Source organism: Alteromonas hispanica, from assembly GCF_010500915.1.
Classification (GTDB): Bacteria; Pseudomonadota; Gammaproteobacteria; order Enterobacterales; family Alteromonadaceae; genus Alteromonas; species Alteromonas hispanica.
The window spans coordinates 194,745-211,028 of the sequence record NZ_JAAAWP010000007.1 but is presented as its reverse complement, the minus strand read 5'-3'; the positions used below and the strand labels follow the sequence as shown (position 1 = coordinate 211,028).

The 16,284-nt window shown below is 43.3% G+C and carries 11 protein-coding genes and 1 other RNA gene; 7 read left to right on the top strand and 5 right to left on the bottom strand.

Going from position 1 to position 16,284, the window contains the following annotated elements:
- The first annotated feature begins 150 nt into the window (after nt 1–150).
- Entirely contained in the window at nt 151–963 is an 813-nt protein-coding gene (gene ppsR, locus GTW09_RS12495; RefSeq protein WP_071979168.1) for a posphoenolpyruvate synthetase regulatory kinase/phosphorylase PpsR, read from the top strand.
- Between the two features lie 80 nt (nt 964–1,043).
- Here the strand turns inward: ppsR and GTW09_RS12490 are convergent, their stop codons facing one another.
- Both GTW09_RS12490 and GTW09_RS12485 read right to left on the bottom strand, forming a co-directional pair.
- The gene (locus GTW09_RS12490) at nt 1,044–3,029 is read right to left on the bottom strand and encodes a tetratricopeptide repeat-containing sulfotransferase family protein (RefSeq protein WP_163112148.1); all 1,986 of its coding nucleotides are present in this window, start codon (nt 3,027–3,029) and stop codon (nt 1,044–1,046) included.
- Nucleotides 3,030–3,132: 103 nt separating this feature from the next.
- Nucleotides 3,133–5,835 carry a TonB-dependent receptor gene (locus GTW09_RS12485; protein ID WP_163112147.1) on the bottom strand — a complete coding sequence of 901 codons (2,703 nt, stop codon included), beginning with the start codon at nt 5,833–5,835 and terminating at the stop codon, nt 3,133–3,135.
- Nucleotides 5,836–6,173: 338 nt separating this feature from the next.
- On the opposite strand from GTW09_RS12485, the gene GTW09_RS12480 reads away from it, so the two are divergent.
- Nucleotides 6,174–8,141: a BCCT family transporter gene (locus GTW09_RS12480; protein ID WP_338024955.1), complete on the top strand. Its 1,968-nt coding sequence runs from the start codon at nt 6,174–6,176 to the stop codon at nt 8,139–8,141.
- Nucleotides 8,142–8,182: 41 nt separating this feature from the next.
- Complete coding sequence (locus tag GTW09_RS12475) at nt 8,183–8,662, top strand: MarR family winged helix-turn-helix transcriptional regulator (protein ID WP_071979787.1); 480 nt, start codon at nt 8,183–8,185, stop codon at nt 8,660–8,662.
- Between the two features lie 5 nt (nt 8,663–8,667).
- Here the strand turns inward: GTW09_RS12475 and GTW09_RS12470 are convergent, their stop codons facing one another.
- Both GTW09_RS12470 and GTW09_RS12465 read right to left on the bottom strand, forming a co-directional pair.
- Nucleotides 8,668–9,012, bottom strand: coding sequence for an RnfH family protein (locus GTW09_RS12470; protein ID WP_163112145.1), 345 nt, complete (start codon nt 9,010–9,012; stop codon nt 8,668–8,670).
- The gene (locus GTW09_RS12465; protein WP_071979789.1) at nt 9,009–9,440 is read right to left on the bottom strand and encodes a type II toxin-antitoxin system RatA family toxin; all 432 of its coding nucleotides are present in this window, start codon (nt 9,438–9,440) and stop codon (nt 9,009–9,011) included. The genes GTW09_RS12470 and GTW09_RS12465 overlap by 4 nt, the downstream gene beginning before the upstream one ends.
- 210 nt (nt 9,441–9,650) lie before the next feature.
- Here GTW09_RS12465 and smpB point away from each other — a divergent pair, with 210 nt between their 5' ends.
- Nucleotides 9,651–10,130 carry an SsrA-binding protein SmpB gene (gene smpB / locus GTW09_RS12460; protein ID WP_163112144.1) on the top strand — a complete coding sequence of 160 codons (480 nt, stop codon included), beginning with the start codon at nt 9,651–9,653 and terminating at the stop codon, nt 10,128–10,130.
- A gap of 23 nt (nt 10,131–10,153) precedes the next feature.
- Here the strand turns inward: smpB and GTW09_RS12455 are convergent, their stop codons facing one another.
- Nucleotides 10,154–11,392: an NADH:flavin oxidoreductase/NADH oxidase family protein gene (locus GTW09_RS12455; RefSeq protein ID WP_163112143.1), complete on the bottom strand. Its 1,239-nt coding sequence runs from the start codon at nt 11,390–11,392 to the stop codon at nt 10,154–10,156.
- A 131-nt stretch (nt 11,393–11,523) separates the two neighbouring features.
- On the opposite strand from GTW09_RS12455, the gene ssrA reads away from it, so the two are divergent.
- The 3 genes from ssrA to GTW09_RS12440 all read left to right on the top strand — a co-directional run bounded on the left by ssrA (nt 11,524) and on the right by GTW09_RS12440 (nt 16,261).
- Nucleotides 11,524–11,880, top strand: a transfer-messenger RNA (tmRNA) gene (gene ssrA / locus GTW09_RS12450).
- 449 nt (nt 11,881–12,329) lie between these two features.
- Nucleotides 12,330–13,523: an MFS transporter gene (locus tag GTW09_RS12445; RefSeq protein ID WP_163112142.1), complete on the top strand. Its 1,194-nt coding sequence runs from the start codon at nt 12,330–12,332 to the stop codon at nt 13,521–13,523.
- 275 nt (nt 13,524–13,798) lie between these two features.
- Nucleotides 13,799–16,261: a TonB-dependent receptor gene (locus GTW09_RS12440; protein ID WP_163112141.1), complete on the top strand. Its 2,463-nt coding sequence runs from the start codon at nt 13,799–13,801 to the stop codon at nt 16,259–16,261.
- Nucleotides 16,262–16,284: the final 23 nt, after the last annotated feature.

Below are 16,284 nucleotides of genomic sequence, written 5' to 3'. Positions count from 1 at the left end.
ATAAACGCGCCGACAGATATATTCAACTTATAAACGTCATTCGCGATAAGCATCTGGCTTTTCGATGAAATCATCATAGAATGGGGTTATTAAGAATGTAAACTCTTTATTAATTCTGTAATTAAATTACGACAATGTTAAGGATATGTTGTGCGAACAGCTTTTTATATTTCAGATGGTACAGCCATAACGTCAGAGGTGTTTGGACACGCCCTGCTCTCATTATTTCCGGTCGAGTTTAACCACAACACCATTCCATTCGTTGAAACTGAGGAACACGCTTACAAAGTTTTAGAGAAAATTTCTGAAAGTTTTCAAGATACCGGAGAAAGGCCGCTCGTTTTTTATACAATTGTGAATGTAGATATTCGCAAAATCATCTCGAAATCAGTGGGTATCAATTACAATTTTCTAGACCAATTTGTCGCGCCACTCGAAAAAGTGCTCGGAGTACCGTCTAAACCGGAAAAACATCGCACCCACAGTATTCATGAAACCACCTACGATATTCGTATCGAAGCGGTAAATTATGCACTTGCTAACGACGATGGCTCTAATTTAAAAGATTATGATGAGGCCGACATTATTCTTACCGGCGTATCTCGCTCGGGTAAAACGCCCACAAGTTTGTATTTAGCCCTTCAGTTTGGGATAAAAGCTGCCAACTACCCTTTTACCGAAGAGGATATGGGGGATATGCTTAAGTTACCGCCCGCTTTAAGGCGATATAAAAACAAGCTATTTGGTTTAACTATACAGCCAGAGCGATTACACCAAATACGTTCTGAGCGAAGAGCAAATAGTAAATACGCATCAATGCAGCAATGCCGTATGGAACTAAGAGAAGTTGAAAACTTGTACCGGAAAGAAAAGATCCCGTTTCTCAATAGTACAAAGTATTCAATAGAAGAAATCTCGGCCAAAATCTTGGCCGAGACAGGATTAAAACGTCGTAAATATTAATATAAGGTTTTTATCGTCGGTTAACGCGCGCTCTAATACTGTTATCTATTGCGTTAACCGACAAACGTTAGCCTAAAAGGTTAACTCGAAAGCGCCTGCTTAAGCTCATCAAGATAAGTTTCGAAAGGCTTCCACTGCTGCATTCCAGTTTTATAGATTGGCTGACGAACTTGCTCAGAACTTGGAGTTTTTATCACACGTTTTGTCTCGTAAAACGATAGACACGCTTCTTCAAAGGGCAGCCCACAAAACGATAGCAGCCTTTTTACTTGCCCTTCCAAATCTTCAAGTACATCCTCATGTTGAACCGTTAAAACCTGATTAGGCAATACTGCTTTCCAATGGTCCATTAACGATTCGTAAGCCACGTAATAACGACCGATATCCTCTTGACCGTAACTAAACTCCTGCCCTTCGCCAAATAGCTGTTTAAAGCCGCTAAAACAGCAGTCCATTGGCGCTCTGCGCGCATCAATAATCTTAGCATTAGGCAGAATCTTTTTGATTAGCCCGATATGAATAAAGTTATTCGGCATTTTATCAATAAAGAACGGCGCTCCTTGTCGGTAAGCACGTGTCTGTTCTATGTACTTCTGCCCTAAGGCTCTGCAGGCATCATCGTCTAATTCTGTGACATTAAATGGATAAGGCGTTTTCTTGTGACTCAACGACGACGCTATTCCTAAGATATCGTGAAGCTCCATAGTGCCATCTACCATGGAATGCGACGCAAGTATTTGTTCAAGTAAGGTTGAACCTGCACGAGGAAGGCCGACGATAAAAATAGGATCTTGGGCTTGGCACCCCTGAGTATTGTTGAAGCTACTTCGAGAAAACGCACGCTTCTGAGCGTCTAATGCAGCCTCGGTTCTGCCTATATCAAACTGAATGGTGCGCTTTTTGAGTGAGTTACCTTTTTGGTAATAATGAAAAGCAGTTTTTGCATCTTTTCTGTCTTCATAGCCTTTGCCAAGGGCAAAGCATAAATGAATTTTATCATCCAGTTTAGTCGACTCTAAAGATTCTTGGTCCACCATTTTCTCTATAGTTTCATCATCGAAACGATAGGTTTTGGTATTTGCTAAACTCCAATAGGCATCGCCAAAATCTGCCGCATAGCGAGTAGATTTTTCGTAAGCTGAAACAGCCTCTTGCATATCGCCTTTTGCCTTAAATGCATGGCCTAGTGCCACCCATAATGCGGGGCGGTCGTCATTTTTAGCCAATAATTCCCGATATATTGCTATCGCATCATCTAACTTACCTACACCTACTAACGCATGGGCTAGCGATACCTGTACAGTAAAGTTATCAGGGCTTTGGGCTAGGCGTTTCTTAGCAAGTTCAACGGCTTGTGGAAACTTACCAAGTTTAGACAAAAGACTTTGAAACGAAGCGGCTGCTCTATCATTTTCTGGGTACATCTCTACACAGCTTTCTAATAAGAATTCTGCATCGCTATACACTTTTAACTGAATACCTAACTCTGCTAGCAGCATCATTGCTTCTGGATGATGTTTGTTGGCAGAAAGAAATTGACGGCATACTTGCTCAGCTTTGTGAAGCTGGCCTTCATGCATTAAATCAGTAGCACCAAGCAGCGGCTTGGGTAATGAGGATAAAAATTGAATTTGCTGCTGACAGAGTAAAAGCGCTTGTTCTTGCTTGTCTTTTTTGTACACCTTTTCTAGCTGCTGCCACGACGCAAGTAGCGCGGGGTTAAAACGCGTTGCTTGATAAAAGCTATGAGCAGCTTTTTTATCATCAACCTTTAAATAACAGTAACCCAACTCTTGGAATGCCCTTCCGTAATCTGGGAATAAAGCCACTAAGTTATCAAGTGTCGAAATAGCATTTTGAGTACTTCCAGACAATCGATAAGCCACGGCAAGTAGATACAACGCCTCACGCTTTGCCTCAGCACTCAAGCCAGTGTCTGAATTCGCACCGCTTTCGTCTGCGCTGGGGCTGAGTAAACTGCTGCACTGAGTGATTACAGACTGATGCTGTGACTGCATCAGGCTTTTTTTAATGTTGGAGAATAATTGTTGTTCTTCTATTTTCATTTATACAGCATGCCTAAAAACGCAAAAAACGGCAAACTCAAAAAGTTTGCCGTTTTAAATTTTACCTATGGTTTTGCAACCAATGTATCAAACGCTAACTATCTTAATAATAGTCGTATGAGAAACGCATTCCGATAGTACGAGGTCTATTCGTTACTACTTTCGGCGTAAATTGTTGTGTATCAATGTTTAACACTGCTCGCTCATCGAATAGATTATCAATGTACAGTTCAGCTTTCCAAACATCGTTAGTTACACCAACTGCCAAGTTAGCAAGGAAGTAAGACTCTTGAACATAGCGGCCGCCACGGAAGGTTTCGCCGTTTGAATCTCCGTACGTTACACCTTCATATACGGCTGCTTCTTGTTCTATTTTAAGACCAGAACCTGTGCCATAAATGTTTTGAGTAGCGTCTTCCATTACAAAAGCGTCCATGATCATGCCAGCAAAACGGTCGCCAGTGTAGCTTACAGAGCCATTAACATAACCACGTTTACCGCCTTCTAACTCGAAGAAATAACGCGCGTTAATATTACCTGAGAATTCTGCAGAGTAAGGCAGTTGTGAACCAACGCCAGCAGCTATTCCTTCAAGCTCAGAATTAATACTAGTAAGTTCAGTATCCAATAAGCTGAATGCAGCATTAATAACTAAATCGTCAGTGGCAAGCCAAGTTAGGTCTGCATCTAGACCTTTAATCTCTGCATCACCCACGTTGTCGGTAAATACTAAGAATGAAATATTGGTCGGGTCGAAACGCGACGTTTGCAAGTCAGTAATTTCTGAGTAGTACGCAGTGGCATTAACACGGAATAGACCGTCGAAAAAGTCACCTTTCATACCGAGCTCATAGTTGTCCAGAGTATCGGTTGTTGAATAAACTGGAATCCGGAAGTTTTCAAACTTACCGTTCTGGTTAGTTGCTAAACCACCACCAACACGGTTGGTAACTGGCGGACGGAAACCTTCAGAGTAGTTTGCAAAAACAAGCACATCTTTATTCACTTTATAATCTAGTGAAAACTTAAAGATAGTATCGTCAACGGTAAGCACACCATTGCTATCAAGAAGTTCTGTCTCTAATTGACCGCTCTGAATCGCTGCGTTTACCGCATCAGGGTCTAGACCAACAGCTGCAAGTTCGTCAGGATCTTGCGTACCAAAAGCACGAATTCTACGAGTTACATCAACGGTAGACGTTGAGCCCACGTAAATGTCATCAATTTGATACCAGCGAGCACCTAGGCTGGCCGTTAGCTTTTCAGTAAGGTCGTATTCAAGCTGACCGAAAACGGCAATTTGCTCAATAGTATGAGTAATGTCGTTTACAAAACTAATCTCGCCAGGGAACGGGCCGCCATCACTGTTGATACCTTCGTTACCTACTAGCGTACGCTGAAGATTATCAAAACCAAACGTGCTCATTTCCGTGTTAGCAATTTTAAACTGGCCAACAGTCGCTACTTCCTGTTCATCATAAAATAAACCAGCAGTTACACGCCATGGAGTATCCATAGTAGTGTTGAAGCGCAGTTCGTGGGTATTACGAGTTGAAGAAGTATCTTCCGCATAATACTTAGTAGGGTCTAAACAACGTTCGTCAGCAGCGTTATCTGGCGTGTCATAGTGGTTACACAAGTAATATGCTGAGAACAAACCACCGTTTGTGTAGCCAGTGTAGTCAGCTAACGTGTCGATTTCACGGTCTAAATAGCCACCGGTGTAGACAACATCAAGCTTGTCTAAACGTCCTTCAACTGTCCACGTTGTAAGGCCAAACTCGTCTCTGTTTTCCTCTGGCTGGAAGCGAATAGCAGAAGATTCGCCTTCTAGCGTTGGGTCGTAAGCAAATACACCTTCAGTATCTAGCGTTTGCTGAGTATGCTGTACCAATAAATCCCAGTCGTCATTAATGTGATACGACAGACCAAAGCGCGCACCAGAGTACACTGCATCGTTGAAGTCTTCTTCAACTAGAGCATCGTTTTGTGGTGATACTACTGAAGCTTCAGAATTTGAATTGATATTTGGATTAGTGATGCGGTTTGCATCCATCCCAACTGGATCGGCAAGTACGCCACCTGAAATACGGTCAACAACTACCGCACTTCCAATATAGCCGCCTTCGCCTGGAACGTTTCTCACGTTATCAATCCAACCACCTTGCTGGTCGTTGTATGCAGCTACGCGAACCGCTAAATCGTCGGTAAGTGACATGTTGAAGTAGGCTTCAACAGAGTTACTCATTTCACCGTCTTTGGTGAAACCGATGTTGGTGTCAAAACCCGCAGCGAAGCCTGCGTGATCTGGTTTATTAGTGATAAGTCGAATAGTACCAGCCTGTGAGCTAGCACCAAATAGTGTGCCTTGTGGCCCAGGAAGAACCTCTACGCGCTCTACGTCAGTGGCGTAAACGTCAAGGTTACGGCCAGCCATTGAAACCGGCATCTCGTCTAAATAAAACGCTACAGACGGTTGCAGTGCTTGTACTGATGACAACATGATGTTTGATTGTGTTGTCGCTGCACCGCGAATATATATTTCGTTTTGTCCAGGACCTGTGCCTTGGAACACGACGTTAGGTAAGAACTCAACGTACTCTTGGAAGTTGTCGATGCCTAAATTTTCAAGCGCTTTACCATTGAGTGCAGACACCGCTACAGGCACGTCTTGAATAGACTCTGCTCGTTTTGTTGCCGTTACTTCAATAGTTTCGAGTTTTGCGGGTGCTTCCGACTCCTGCGCGGCTATAGATGTTGATGCCAATGCAGCGACGATCGCACAGCTAAGCTGAGTTTTTCGCATATTTGTGTTTTCCCTTTGAGTATATTGGTTTTTTTTCTTCGGATAGTGTTTACTTGAAACACATATCAAAAAGATCATATCTATTAACCCACAAACGACAAATAATTTCTACTCTAACGATTAATTTTCACGCAAAAACACGGCAAATATAAACTAATGGCTAATAAAATACGGTTTTTAGCAGACTATTGCGGATAAAAAGACAGTGAAAATTGAAGAACAGGAAGCATATGCATTCAAAGCTAATTATTTAAACACATGTTTATAAAAAGTGTACTTTGCGGTATATTTGTCAGTATTAATTATAATTAAATTAGATGTGGAAGGATTTAGTCTGCGTGATTAAAGAAGAAAACAAATCTCCCTTAAACAAAGCGGTGTTCTATTCATCGTCTGCGATAATACTTTGCCTCTTAGCGTTCGCAGCATTGGCGCCTTCTCTTGCAGATACAGTATTCCAAGCGACGCAAGCGCTGATCGTGTCCAACGGCAGTTGGTTTTACGTTTTTGCGGTAGCTGTTATTGTTATCTTTGTGGTTTATCTAGGTATGTCACGCTATGGAGAAATAAAACTAGGCCCAGACCATGCTGTGCCTGAGTTTGGATTCCCAACGTGGCTGAGTATGTTATTTGCCGCAGGTATGGGCATAGGTCTAATGTTCTTTGGTGTTGCAGAGCCTCTCATGCACTATCTTGCGCCGCCAACAGCAGATCCAGGCACAATAGATGCGGTGAGAGAGTCGATGAAAATGACTTTCTTCCATTGGGGTATTCACGCTTGGGCTATTTATGCCATTGTTGCTTTGATCCTAGGCTACTTTGCGTACAGACAAAATTTACCACTTACTCTTCGTTCTGCATTATACCCAATAATTGGCGACAAGATTTACGGCTGGCCCGGTCACATTGTAGATATCTTTGCTGTTACATCGACAGTGTTCGGTGTATCGACTTCTCTAGGCTTAGGTGCTTCGCAGGTAAATGCTGGTTTTAACTATCTGTTTGGTCTTCCCTCGAATACAGGTGTTCAAATTGCCATTATGGCGGGTGTAGTTGGCTTAGCTGTTATATCCGTTACAACCGGTCTCGATAAAGGAATTCGCAGACTGTCAGAAACCAACATGGTTTTAGCGATAGCGCTGTTATTGATAGTGCTTATCCTTGGGCCGACCGTGTTCTTGCTACAAGCCTTCATGCAAAACACCGGCGCTTATCTTGCAGACATTGTAAGAAATACATTTAATTTGTTTGCCTATGACAAAACCGACTGGATTGGTGGTTGGACTATTTTCTATTGGGGCTGGTGGCTAGCATGGGCTCCGTTTGTGGGACTATTTATTGCCCGAATTTCTTACGGTAGAACAATTCGAGAATTCATCTTAGGTGTACTTCTTATCCCTTCGGTATTCACTCTGTTTTGGATGACCGTGTTTGGTAACAGCGCAATAGACCAAGTTATGTCGCAAGGCCAAGAAGTACTGGCGACTATGGTGAACGAAGATAGTGCTGTTGCACTGTTTGTGTTCTTAGAGCAATTCCCGTTCTCTAGTGTGCTTAACTTTATTGCCGTACTCATGGTAATTGTGTTCTTCGTCACCTCTTGCGACTCCGGCGCAATGGTTGTTGATATGCTTTGCTCTCACGGCCGTAACGACACGCCTATTTGGCAACGTATCTATTGGGCTATAGGCGTTGGTGTAGTAAGTGCGGTACTGCTCTACGCTGGCGGTCTTGGTGCGCTTCAAACCATGACTATTGCTGCAGCACTGCCTTTTGCTATTGTGCTTCTTATTGCGATGTTTGGGTTACTTAAAGCGCTTCGAGTTGAAGGATACAAGCGAGAAAGCTTGCAAGTTCTCGCCGGAACACCGCAACACAGCGACGGTGATAAAAACTGGAAAGAGCGTTTAGAAAATATCGTTACGTTTCCTGATGAAGAGGCTGTTCGCCGTTTCCTTCGTAAAGTTGCGAAACCTGCCATGGAAGAAGTTGGTAAAGAGTTTAAAGAACAGCATTTTGATGTAAGTTTGGAAGATACCGATGAAGCACTTATCCTTAGAGTGACCATGGGTACTGACCCAGACTTTATTTATGCGGTTTATCCCACATCTACAGAGCAGCCTGAGTTTGCACCGTCAGAAGAAGAAGTAGACGGTAGGGCACAACAAACGTATTATCGCGCGGAAGTTCACCTTAGTGAAGGCGGTCAGAACTACGATATTATGGGTTGGTCGAAGCTGTCTGTAATTAATGACGTTATCGATCATTATCACAAACACCAGCACTTTATTCATTTGCTTAAGTAACTGAAGCTATTCGCTAACGTTACGCATTTGTTGGAAAAAATATGCGAAAAGAAGAAGAATTGCTTGTGGCACTACGGCGCGTTATCCGCGCCGTTGACCTGCGCAGCAAACAACTGAGCAAGCACGTGGGCCTAACAGGTCCACAACTGCTTGTTATGCAAAATATTGAAGAGCGGCCTGGCATTATGGTTCGCGAGATTGCAGAAAATATAAATTTAAGCCCAGCTACAATCACAAATATCTTAGACAGACTTGAATCTCGAGACCTTGCTACAAGAATTAGAAGCACCAAAGATAAGCGCAAGGTGGGCGTGTTTCTTACCGAGCGTGGCAAAGAGGCGGTAAAAGACGCACCACGTCCTCTGCAAGAGCATTTCGTTGAGCGCTTCTCTCAGCTAAAAGAGTGGGAACAAAGCCAGATGGTAGCCACTATGCAACGCATAGCAACCATGATGGATGCTGAAAACATTGATGCTTCACCATTCCTTGAATTGGGAAGCATTTCAGATAAAACCTTGTAATAGCGTTACTTTGCTTTGAGAGGGTTGGGTTTACCGCCGGTAATTTTGTCAGCTCTTCCCTCTTCCTTAGCTTTTTCTGCACGTCGTTTTCTAATTTCTTTCGGGTCGGCAATTAACGGTCTGTAAATTTCAATTCTATCGCCGTCTACTAAGGTGTCTTTTAGCCTGACAACGCGGCTCCACACTCCTACTTTCGTTTTTGTTAAATCAATATCAGGGTACTCATTTAGAATGTTAGAGGCGTTAATTGCCTCCTCCACTGTTGCATCTTTATCTATTGCAATACTGACTAACGATTGCTTAGTAGGCAGTGCGTAAGCAACTTCTATAGTGATTAGCGAGTTGCTCATGCGTAAACAGTCCTTGCTCGCTCGGTAAACGCTGAAACCATGCTAGAGGCTAAACTATTAAACACTTTTCCAAACGCCATCTCTGCTAGCTTATTGGCAAATTCAAACTGTAGGTTTAATTCAATTTTACACGCTTCATCTGAAAGCGCAGAAAATGTCCAGCCGCCAGAAAGTGAACGAAATGGACCGTCTACAAGACGCATTTCAATACGCTCATTAGGAAACAAGGTGTTTTCAGTGGTGAACCACTGTTTAATACCCGCTTTTGATACCAGCAACGACGCGCTCATGGCTTGTTCGTCACTGTTTAGAATTTTGCTGTCTGCGCAACCTGGTAAAAACGCTGGATAAGATTCAACGTCATTCACAAGTTCAAACATGGCTTCTGCGCTATGTGCTACCAGCGCGCTTCGGTGAATACTTGGCATTTATTTATCTGACACTATGATTAATTTGAGAATTATATCACAGTTATTTTTTATCTTTTTAGATCCCAAACGACATTTCCCCATGAATAAAACATTAAAACATTGTTCGTATTCATTGCCCGAAGCTTTGAAATCTAAAACGCCACACGAGCACAAATTTGTGCGACACATTTAAAGACATTTATTCACACTATCAGTATAATAGCGCTCATGAAAAAGAATAAAGCAAACAAAAATACCACCGGAAATATCGCGCAGAACAAAAAAGCGCGTCACGATTACTTTTTAGAAGACAAATTTGAAGCTGGCTTAGAGCTTCAGGGTTGGGAGATAAAGAGTATACGCGCTGGTAAGGTGAATATTACCGATGCCTACATCATTATACAAAATGCTGAGGCATATCTTGTTGGGTGTAGAATTAGTCCGCTAAGCCAAGCGTCTACCCACGTTATTGCCGCGCCTGAAAGAGCGCGTAAGCTGTTGCTGAACAAACGAGAAATAGAGCGCTTAATGGGCGCGAGAGACAGGCAGGGTTACTCTATTGTCGCCACATCTATGTACTGGAAAAAGTGCTGGGTAAAACTAGAGATTCACCTTGCGAAAGGTAAACATGCTCACGATAAGCGCGACTCATTGAAAGACAAAGATTGGCAGCGCCAGAAAGAAAGAATGATGAAACACAGCGTTTAACGCTGTGTTTGTCATTTCATCTGTTACTTCTCACTTCGATAAGCCACATCTCGCTTAGTCATTTTCTTACGATGTATTAAATCTAACACTAAGCTCCACAGCGGTGATGGAGTTCTTAACGTGGTTAAATCGTTACCTAGCCGGCGCAATTGCCGTCTAACAATAGCCATATTGGCCAAGCTTGCTAATGATTTATCTTTCCACGTACAGTGTGGAATAACGCCAGAGTAAGTCCACTCTTGCTGCCACTTTTTCGCCAAATTGGGCGTGATAGCTAACGCACTGGCCAACCCAACAAGCTCACATCCCTCTTGAATAACTCGTTCGGCAATTTCCGCTCGCTTAATACCACCTGTTGTCATCAAAGGAATTTGAGTTTGGCTTTCAAGGGTTTTGGCAAACTCTAAAAAATAGGCCTCTCGCGCGAGTGTTGTATTGTCTTTTGTTTGTCCCTGCATAGCCGGAGCTTCGTAACTGCCCCCTGATAGCTCAACAACATCGACACCCAGCGCTTCTAATCGGTTTACTACTTCGCTGGCATCATCGAAAGAGAATCCATTTTTTTGGAAATCTGCTGAATTAAGCTTCACCATCACAATAAAGTCTTTGGCGCACACTGCTCTAATTTGGCTCACTATATTAATAAGTAGACGAGCACGATTAATAATAGACCCACCCCATTCGTCTTGTCGTTGATTTGTGAGCGGTGATAGAAACTGAGTAAGTAAATAGCCGTGCGCCGCATGCACCTCAACCCCATCGAAGCCAGCCTTTTCAGCTTGTTTTGCGGTTTCAACGAAGCGCTTGCATACGTCGTGGATATCTTGGCACGTCATTTCTCTGGGCTCGGCAAAAAGCTTGGAATGCTTACCCATATCTAAAGGAATGGCAGATGGAGCAATTGCTTTGCCCTGCATTGCTTTAAATACTTGTCGCCCAGGATGATTAATTTGCATAACAGCCAGGGCACCATTGGACTTTATAATCTTTGCCCATCTCTCAAACGGTGCTAAGGGCGTATCTTTTTCTAATACCACGCCACCAGGGCCGGTCATGGCTTCTTTGTCTACCATAACATTGCCGGTTATGACCATTCCCAAGTCGCCGTGAGCCCAATAGCGGTAAAGAGAAAACAGCGATTCCCCCGGAAGACAACCATAGCTCGACATATTTTCTTCCATTGCCGCTTTAACCAGTCTATTTCTAACTGTTTTACCGCAGGGCAATGTATAAGGTGAATATAGAATTGAGTTTGAAGGCATGCACAACACAAATGAAGATTATTAGAATGGCATATTAAAGCTTATCGATTATAAATGCATCTTTTGAAAGCGATTTTATAAAAGAAGCGTTTAACCTCATTCTAGTTATGTTATACTCTGCAACCACACTCGGGGCTGATTAGGATTCGACAGGATCTAGGAAGCCGGAGGTGCATGCAGAGGTGCGGCTGGCCTCTTAAAAAAGCCGCTTTAAATAGTCGCAAACGACGAAAACTACGCACTAGCCGCTTAATAACCGGTATAGGCCCTTCCACCACAGCTTAGTTTGCTAGCGTGGGTTTGGAAGGTCATATAAGCAAACTAGCGAGGGAAACTTTCCTAAGGTTGAACCGCGAAATAGTATTAGGACAGCTACCAGGAACCCTGTTTGTCGGGGTCTAAAGTAGTTAAAGAAAAGACAAACTAAGCATGTAGTACCAAAGGTAGACATTTTCTGGACGCGGGTTCAAATCCCGCCAGCTCCACCAATTCGCAAAAAGCCCCTTTTTAGGGGCTTTTTGCATTTTAAGCTTTCAATTCACATGCACTGACTTCAATCAATTAAGCATATCTAATGCCTACTACAGCAGTAGAAATGTTGCATTAAGTAAATGAAACGCAAACATTGGGTAAACGTTAACCCATAATCGATAAAATTCAGCTTCCCGTGGCGTTAACAATAGAACTTTAGGCTACATGTAGCGTATAGTTATGGCTCAAATAATAGAACATTGTTCAATATTTGCGCCTAGCGTAGCGTCCGGTTATTCATTTTCTAGGCCTCCTTTGTTTCAAATGTCTGCATCTCCTACAAACAGTTATTTTCGTCAACGTTGCTTTAATCGTGTTTGCTGTTATTGAGTAAACGGTTTTACGTAACGTATTTTTTGGTGATGACGCCAAGGAGTATGGCTTCATCAAATTGATAAGGTTTTTTATGTCTGCTTCACAATCTCACCGAGGCGCGGTAGTTTGGCCCATTTTGGTTATGGCACTTGGCACTTTTGTGTTAGGGCTAACAGAATTTTCATCTATGTCGATGCTGCCCCTTATTGCTGAAACCTATAGCGTATCGCCCTCAATGGCCGGTAATGTTATAAGCGGCTATGCCATTGGAGTAGTAATAGGCGCGCCCCTGTTTATGCTGCTAACCAATAAAACAAATAGGCGAACTTCGCTCATTATTTTTGTGGTTATGATTTTTGTAGCCAACGGCTTGAGCGCTATCGCATCTAGTCTGCCAGAGCTTGTTTTTTATCGCGTTTTATCGGGTTTACCCCATGGTGCATATTTCGGCACCGCGCTGTTGGTTGCAGCCAGTATGGCGCCAGAGGGCAAACGAGCAAGTTATATGTCAATGGTATTTGCTGGCCTGACTATAGCCACTATTGTCGGCGTGCCCATGGCTACACTGATTGGTCAGAACATGAGTTGGCGAGTGTGTATGGGCATAGTCGCGGCCCTTGCCCTTTTCACTATCCTACTTATTTACTTTTTAGTACCCAGCTGCCCAGTTACCCAACCGTCGAAATTGCGTGAAGAATTTGGGGTGCTAAAAAACAAATTAGTTTGGTCAATATCAGGCATCATATTTGTGGGTTTTGGCGGTGTATTTTGTATTTACACTTACCTCGCCGATACCATAATTAACGTCACGCAAACGCCTGAAGTCACTATATCTATAGCTATGATGATGTTTGGTATCGGTACCACTATTGGCAATTGGTTGATAAGCAAACTGGCCGATAAGTCACCTCTCACCACTACAGGTATCGCACTTATGTGCAGCGTTGGTGTATCTATTATGTATGTGTTTGCAGCGAGCAATATTTGGTGGCTTTACATTACAGTTTTCTTACTCGGTGCAAGCGTGGGTCTAGCGGCAGTTATTCAATCGATGCTGCTTGATGTTTCACCCACAGGTCATGCCATGATAGGGGCACTTGTTCAATGTGCGTTTAATACGGCTAACGCGATAGGTCCTATGGTTGGAGGAGCAATGTTGGCCAGCGGTGCAAGTTTTAATCAAACCGGCTATGCGTCTGCCATGCTGTTTTTTGGCGGATTTATCATGTGGGCGTTAAGTTACATACAAATGCGGCACAAGGCGCTTGTACCCGCCACCTCGTAACTTTTTCCAGTATATTCGTTTCCCAACTACATAAAAACGCGCCAGGGCTATGTGTGGCGCGTTTTTATCGTACTCTTTCGCTCATTGTACAAATATCACCCAAACCTAAGAAGCAATATCATTTAACTAAATGATAACATTGCGTTTACATTGCTTATTTTTGCGTTAACGTATTAAAAAGCAATACGCTAATGCTGCTCGTCATTAAAATCACTACAAAAATGATGGTTTGATGAGTGAATAATAAAAAATAACGCAAACACAGAGAACGCACTATGGACAAACGCTTCCTTCCATTTTTCAAACGCAAACCACTTACGTTAATGATCGCCCTTACACTGGGAATGGGAGCACAGGCTGCCTTTGGTCAACAGTCGGCAAACACATCAGCGCAAGAAACGGCACAGTCTGAAGACGATTTATATGAGCAAATTCTGATCACCGCTTCAAAAAGACAAACGGGATTACAAGAAACTCCCATTGCTGTTACCGTTACCAGCGGCGAAGATATTGAACAAACGCAAGTACTCGATATTCAAGACCTACAAGCTTTAGTGCCTACGTTGCGCGTTACCCCGCTGCAGCGCTCTACAAATACCAACTTTTCTATTAGAGGCTTTGGCAACGGTAGCAACAACACCGGCATCGAACCCTCAGTAGGCGTGTTTATTGATGGCGTCTATCGCTCCCGCGCGGCTGCTCAAATAGGTGACTTACCTCGCCTTCAACAGGTTGAAGTATTAAGCGGTCCGCAGAGCACCTTGTTTGGTAAAAACGCGTCTGCGGGTGTAATAAGCGTAAGAACCGCGGGCCCATCGTTTGTTGAGCAAGCAAAAGTAGAGCTAGGTATTGGTAATTTTAATCAGCGTTTACTTAAAGGTTACTACACCAACAGCATTACCGAAGAACTTGCTTTTAGTGTCTCTGGCGGTTTAAACAAACGAGATGGTTATACCGAGAGTGTGGTTGGGCTTGACGACATGAACAACCGGGATCGCTGGAACATTCGCGGTCAAGCTTTATATCAACCTACCGAAGATACCAGCATTAGATTTATTGCCGATTACAGCGAAATTGATGAACGTTGCTGTACCGTTGCCGATGTTATAAACGGCCCTACTACAGCCGCTGTTAGAGCACTTGGCGGAACGGTATTAGACGTTGAAGACCAATTTGAATTTAAATCTGCTCTAAATCAAGATCCTAATAACACGGTTGAGGATGGCGGCATTTCGGTTCAAGTTGATGTCGACTACGGCTCATTTGCCTTAACCTCTATTACCGCGTTTAGAAAAAACACCAGCAGTTACGACTCTGATGTTGATTACACGTCGCTAGATATTCTGACAGAGACCGGCGCGACTGACATTGAAACCTTTACGCAAGAGTTTCGATTAACCTCTACCGGTGATAATGAATTTGACTGGATGATTGGGGGCTTTTACTTTTCTGAAGAAGTAGACACTGGCGATGTGCTCTATTACGGAGACGGAACACGACCTTTCTTCAACCTGTTAGGTTTGCAGCCCTTGCTTGAAACCGCCGAAGATTTATATGCGTTCCCTCGCAATGCGTTCTTTGCAGCTAATAACTTTCTGGCCACCGATTTCTTGCAAGAAAACGATGCGTTTAGTCTTTTTGCCACTGTAGATTACGACCTTAGCGATAGGTTAACCGCCACCGTTGGCCTTTCTTATACCGACGATGAAAAAGACGTATCTGTGGCTCAAATTCATAATGAAACACTATCGGCTATTGATTTCGACACCGATCCTACTGTGTTTGGTGTGCCCTTGTCTTTCATTCCAGACTTACAGCCGTTTGTACCAACACTGAAAGGCGTGCAGTTTCTTCCACCCCAACTAGTCTTTCCGAATGAAGTTGAAAATGGCAATACTAGCGATAGCAAAACAACGTGGAGCGTAAGATTAGCTTACGAGGTAAACCAAAACTTTAATATTTTCGCTACTGCCGCAACAGGCTTTAAAGCGTCTTCATGGAATTTATCACGAGATACACGCCCTTTTGCTAGCGATCAAAGCGCGCTTGAAACTGCCAACCTTACACGGGCAAATCAAAGTTATGGAACACGATACGCAGGCCCAGAAGAATCGACAGTTTACGAGCTAGGTGTAAAAGCCAGGTTTAAACGCGGTGCATTTAATATCACTTTGTTCGACCAAACTATCGAAGGTTTTCAATCGAGTATATTTGTGGGTACCGGATTTGTGCTAGCTAACGCTGGTGAACAGTCTACGCAGGGTATTGAATTCGACTCAAGTTTCAATTTAACCGATAACTTAGTGCTATCGCTTGGCGGGACCATATTAGACCCCGTTTATGACTCTTTCGTAGGTGCTAACGGCGTGGATGGCCCAGTAGATTTATCTGGCACAATGCCTGCCGGTATTCACGAGCGGAGCTTTGTGGGTGGGTTAACCTATAATGTTGATCTTGGCGAAGGAATGTATGGCTTCATCCGTACCGACTATATTTACGAAAGTGAAGCGCAAATTGTTGAAAACGTTCCGCCGGAGTTGACACGAGAAGTAGGTACACTGAACGCAAGCGCGGGCTTATCTATGGATAATGGTGTAAGCGTGAAGATATGGGTGCGTAACTTGAATAACGATGAATATTTCTTATCTGCATTCCCACCCCCTATTCAAAGCGGCAGTTTTAACGCTTACCCTAACCAACCTAGAACGTTTGGTGCAACGGTATCCTATGAGTTTTAACAGAAAGTGTCGGTAACCTGCTA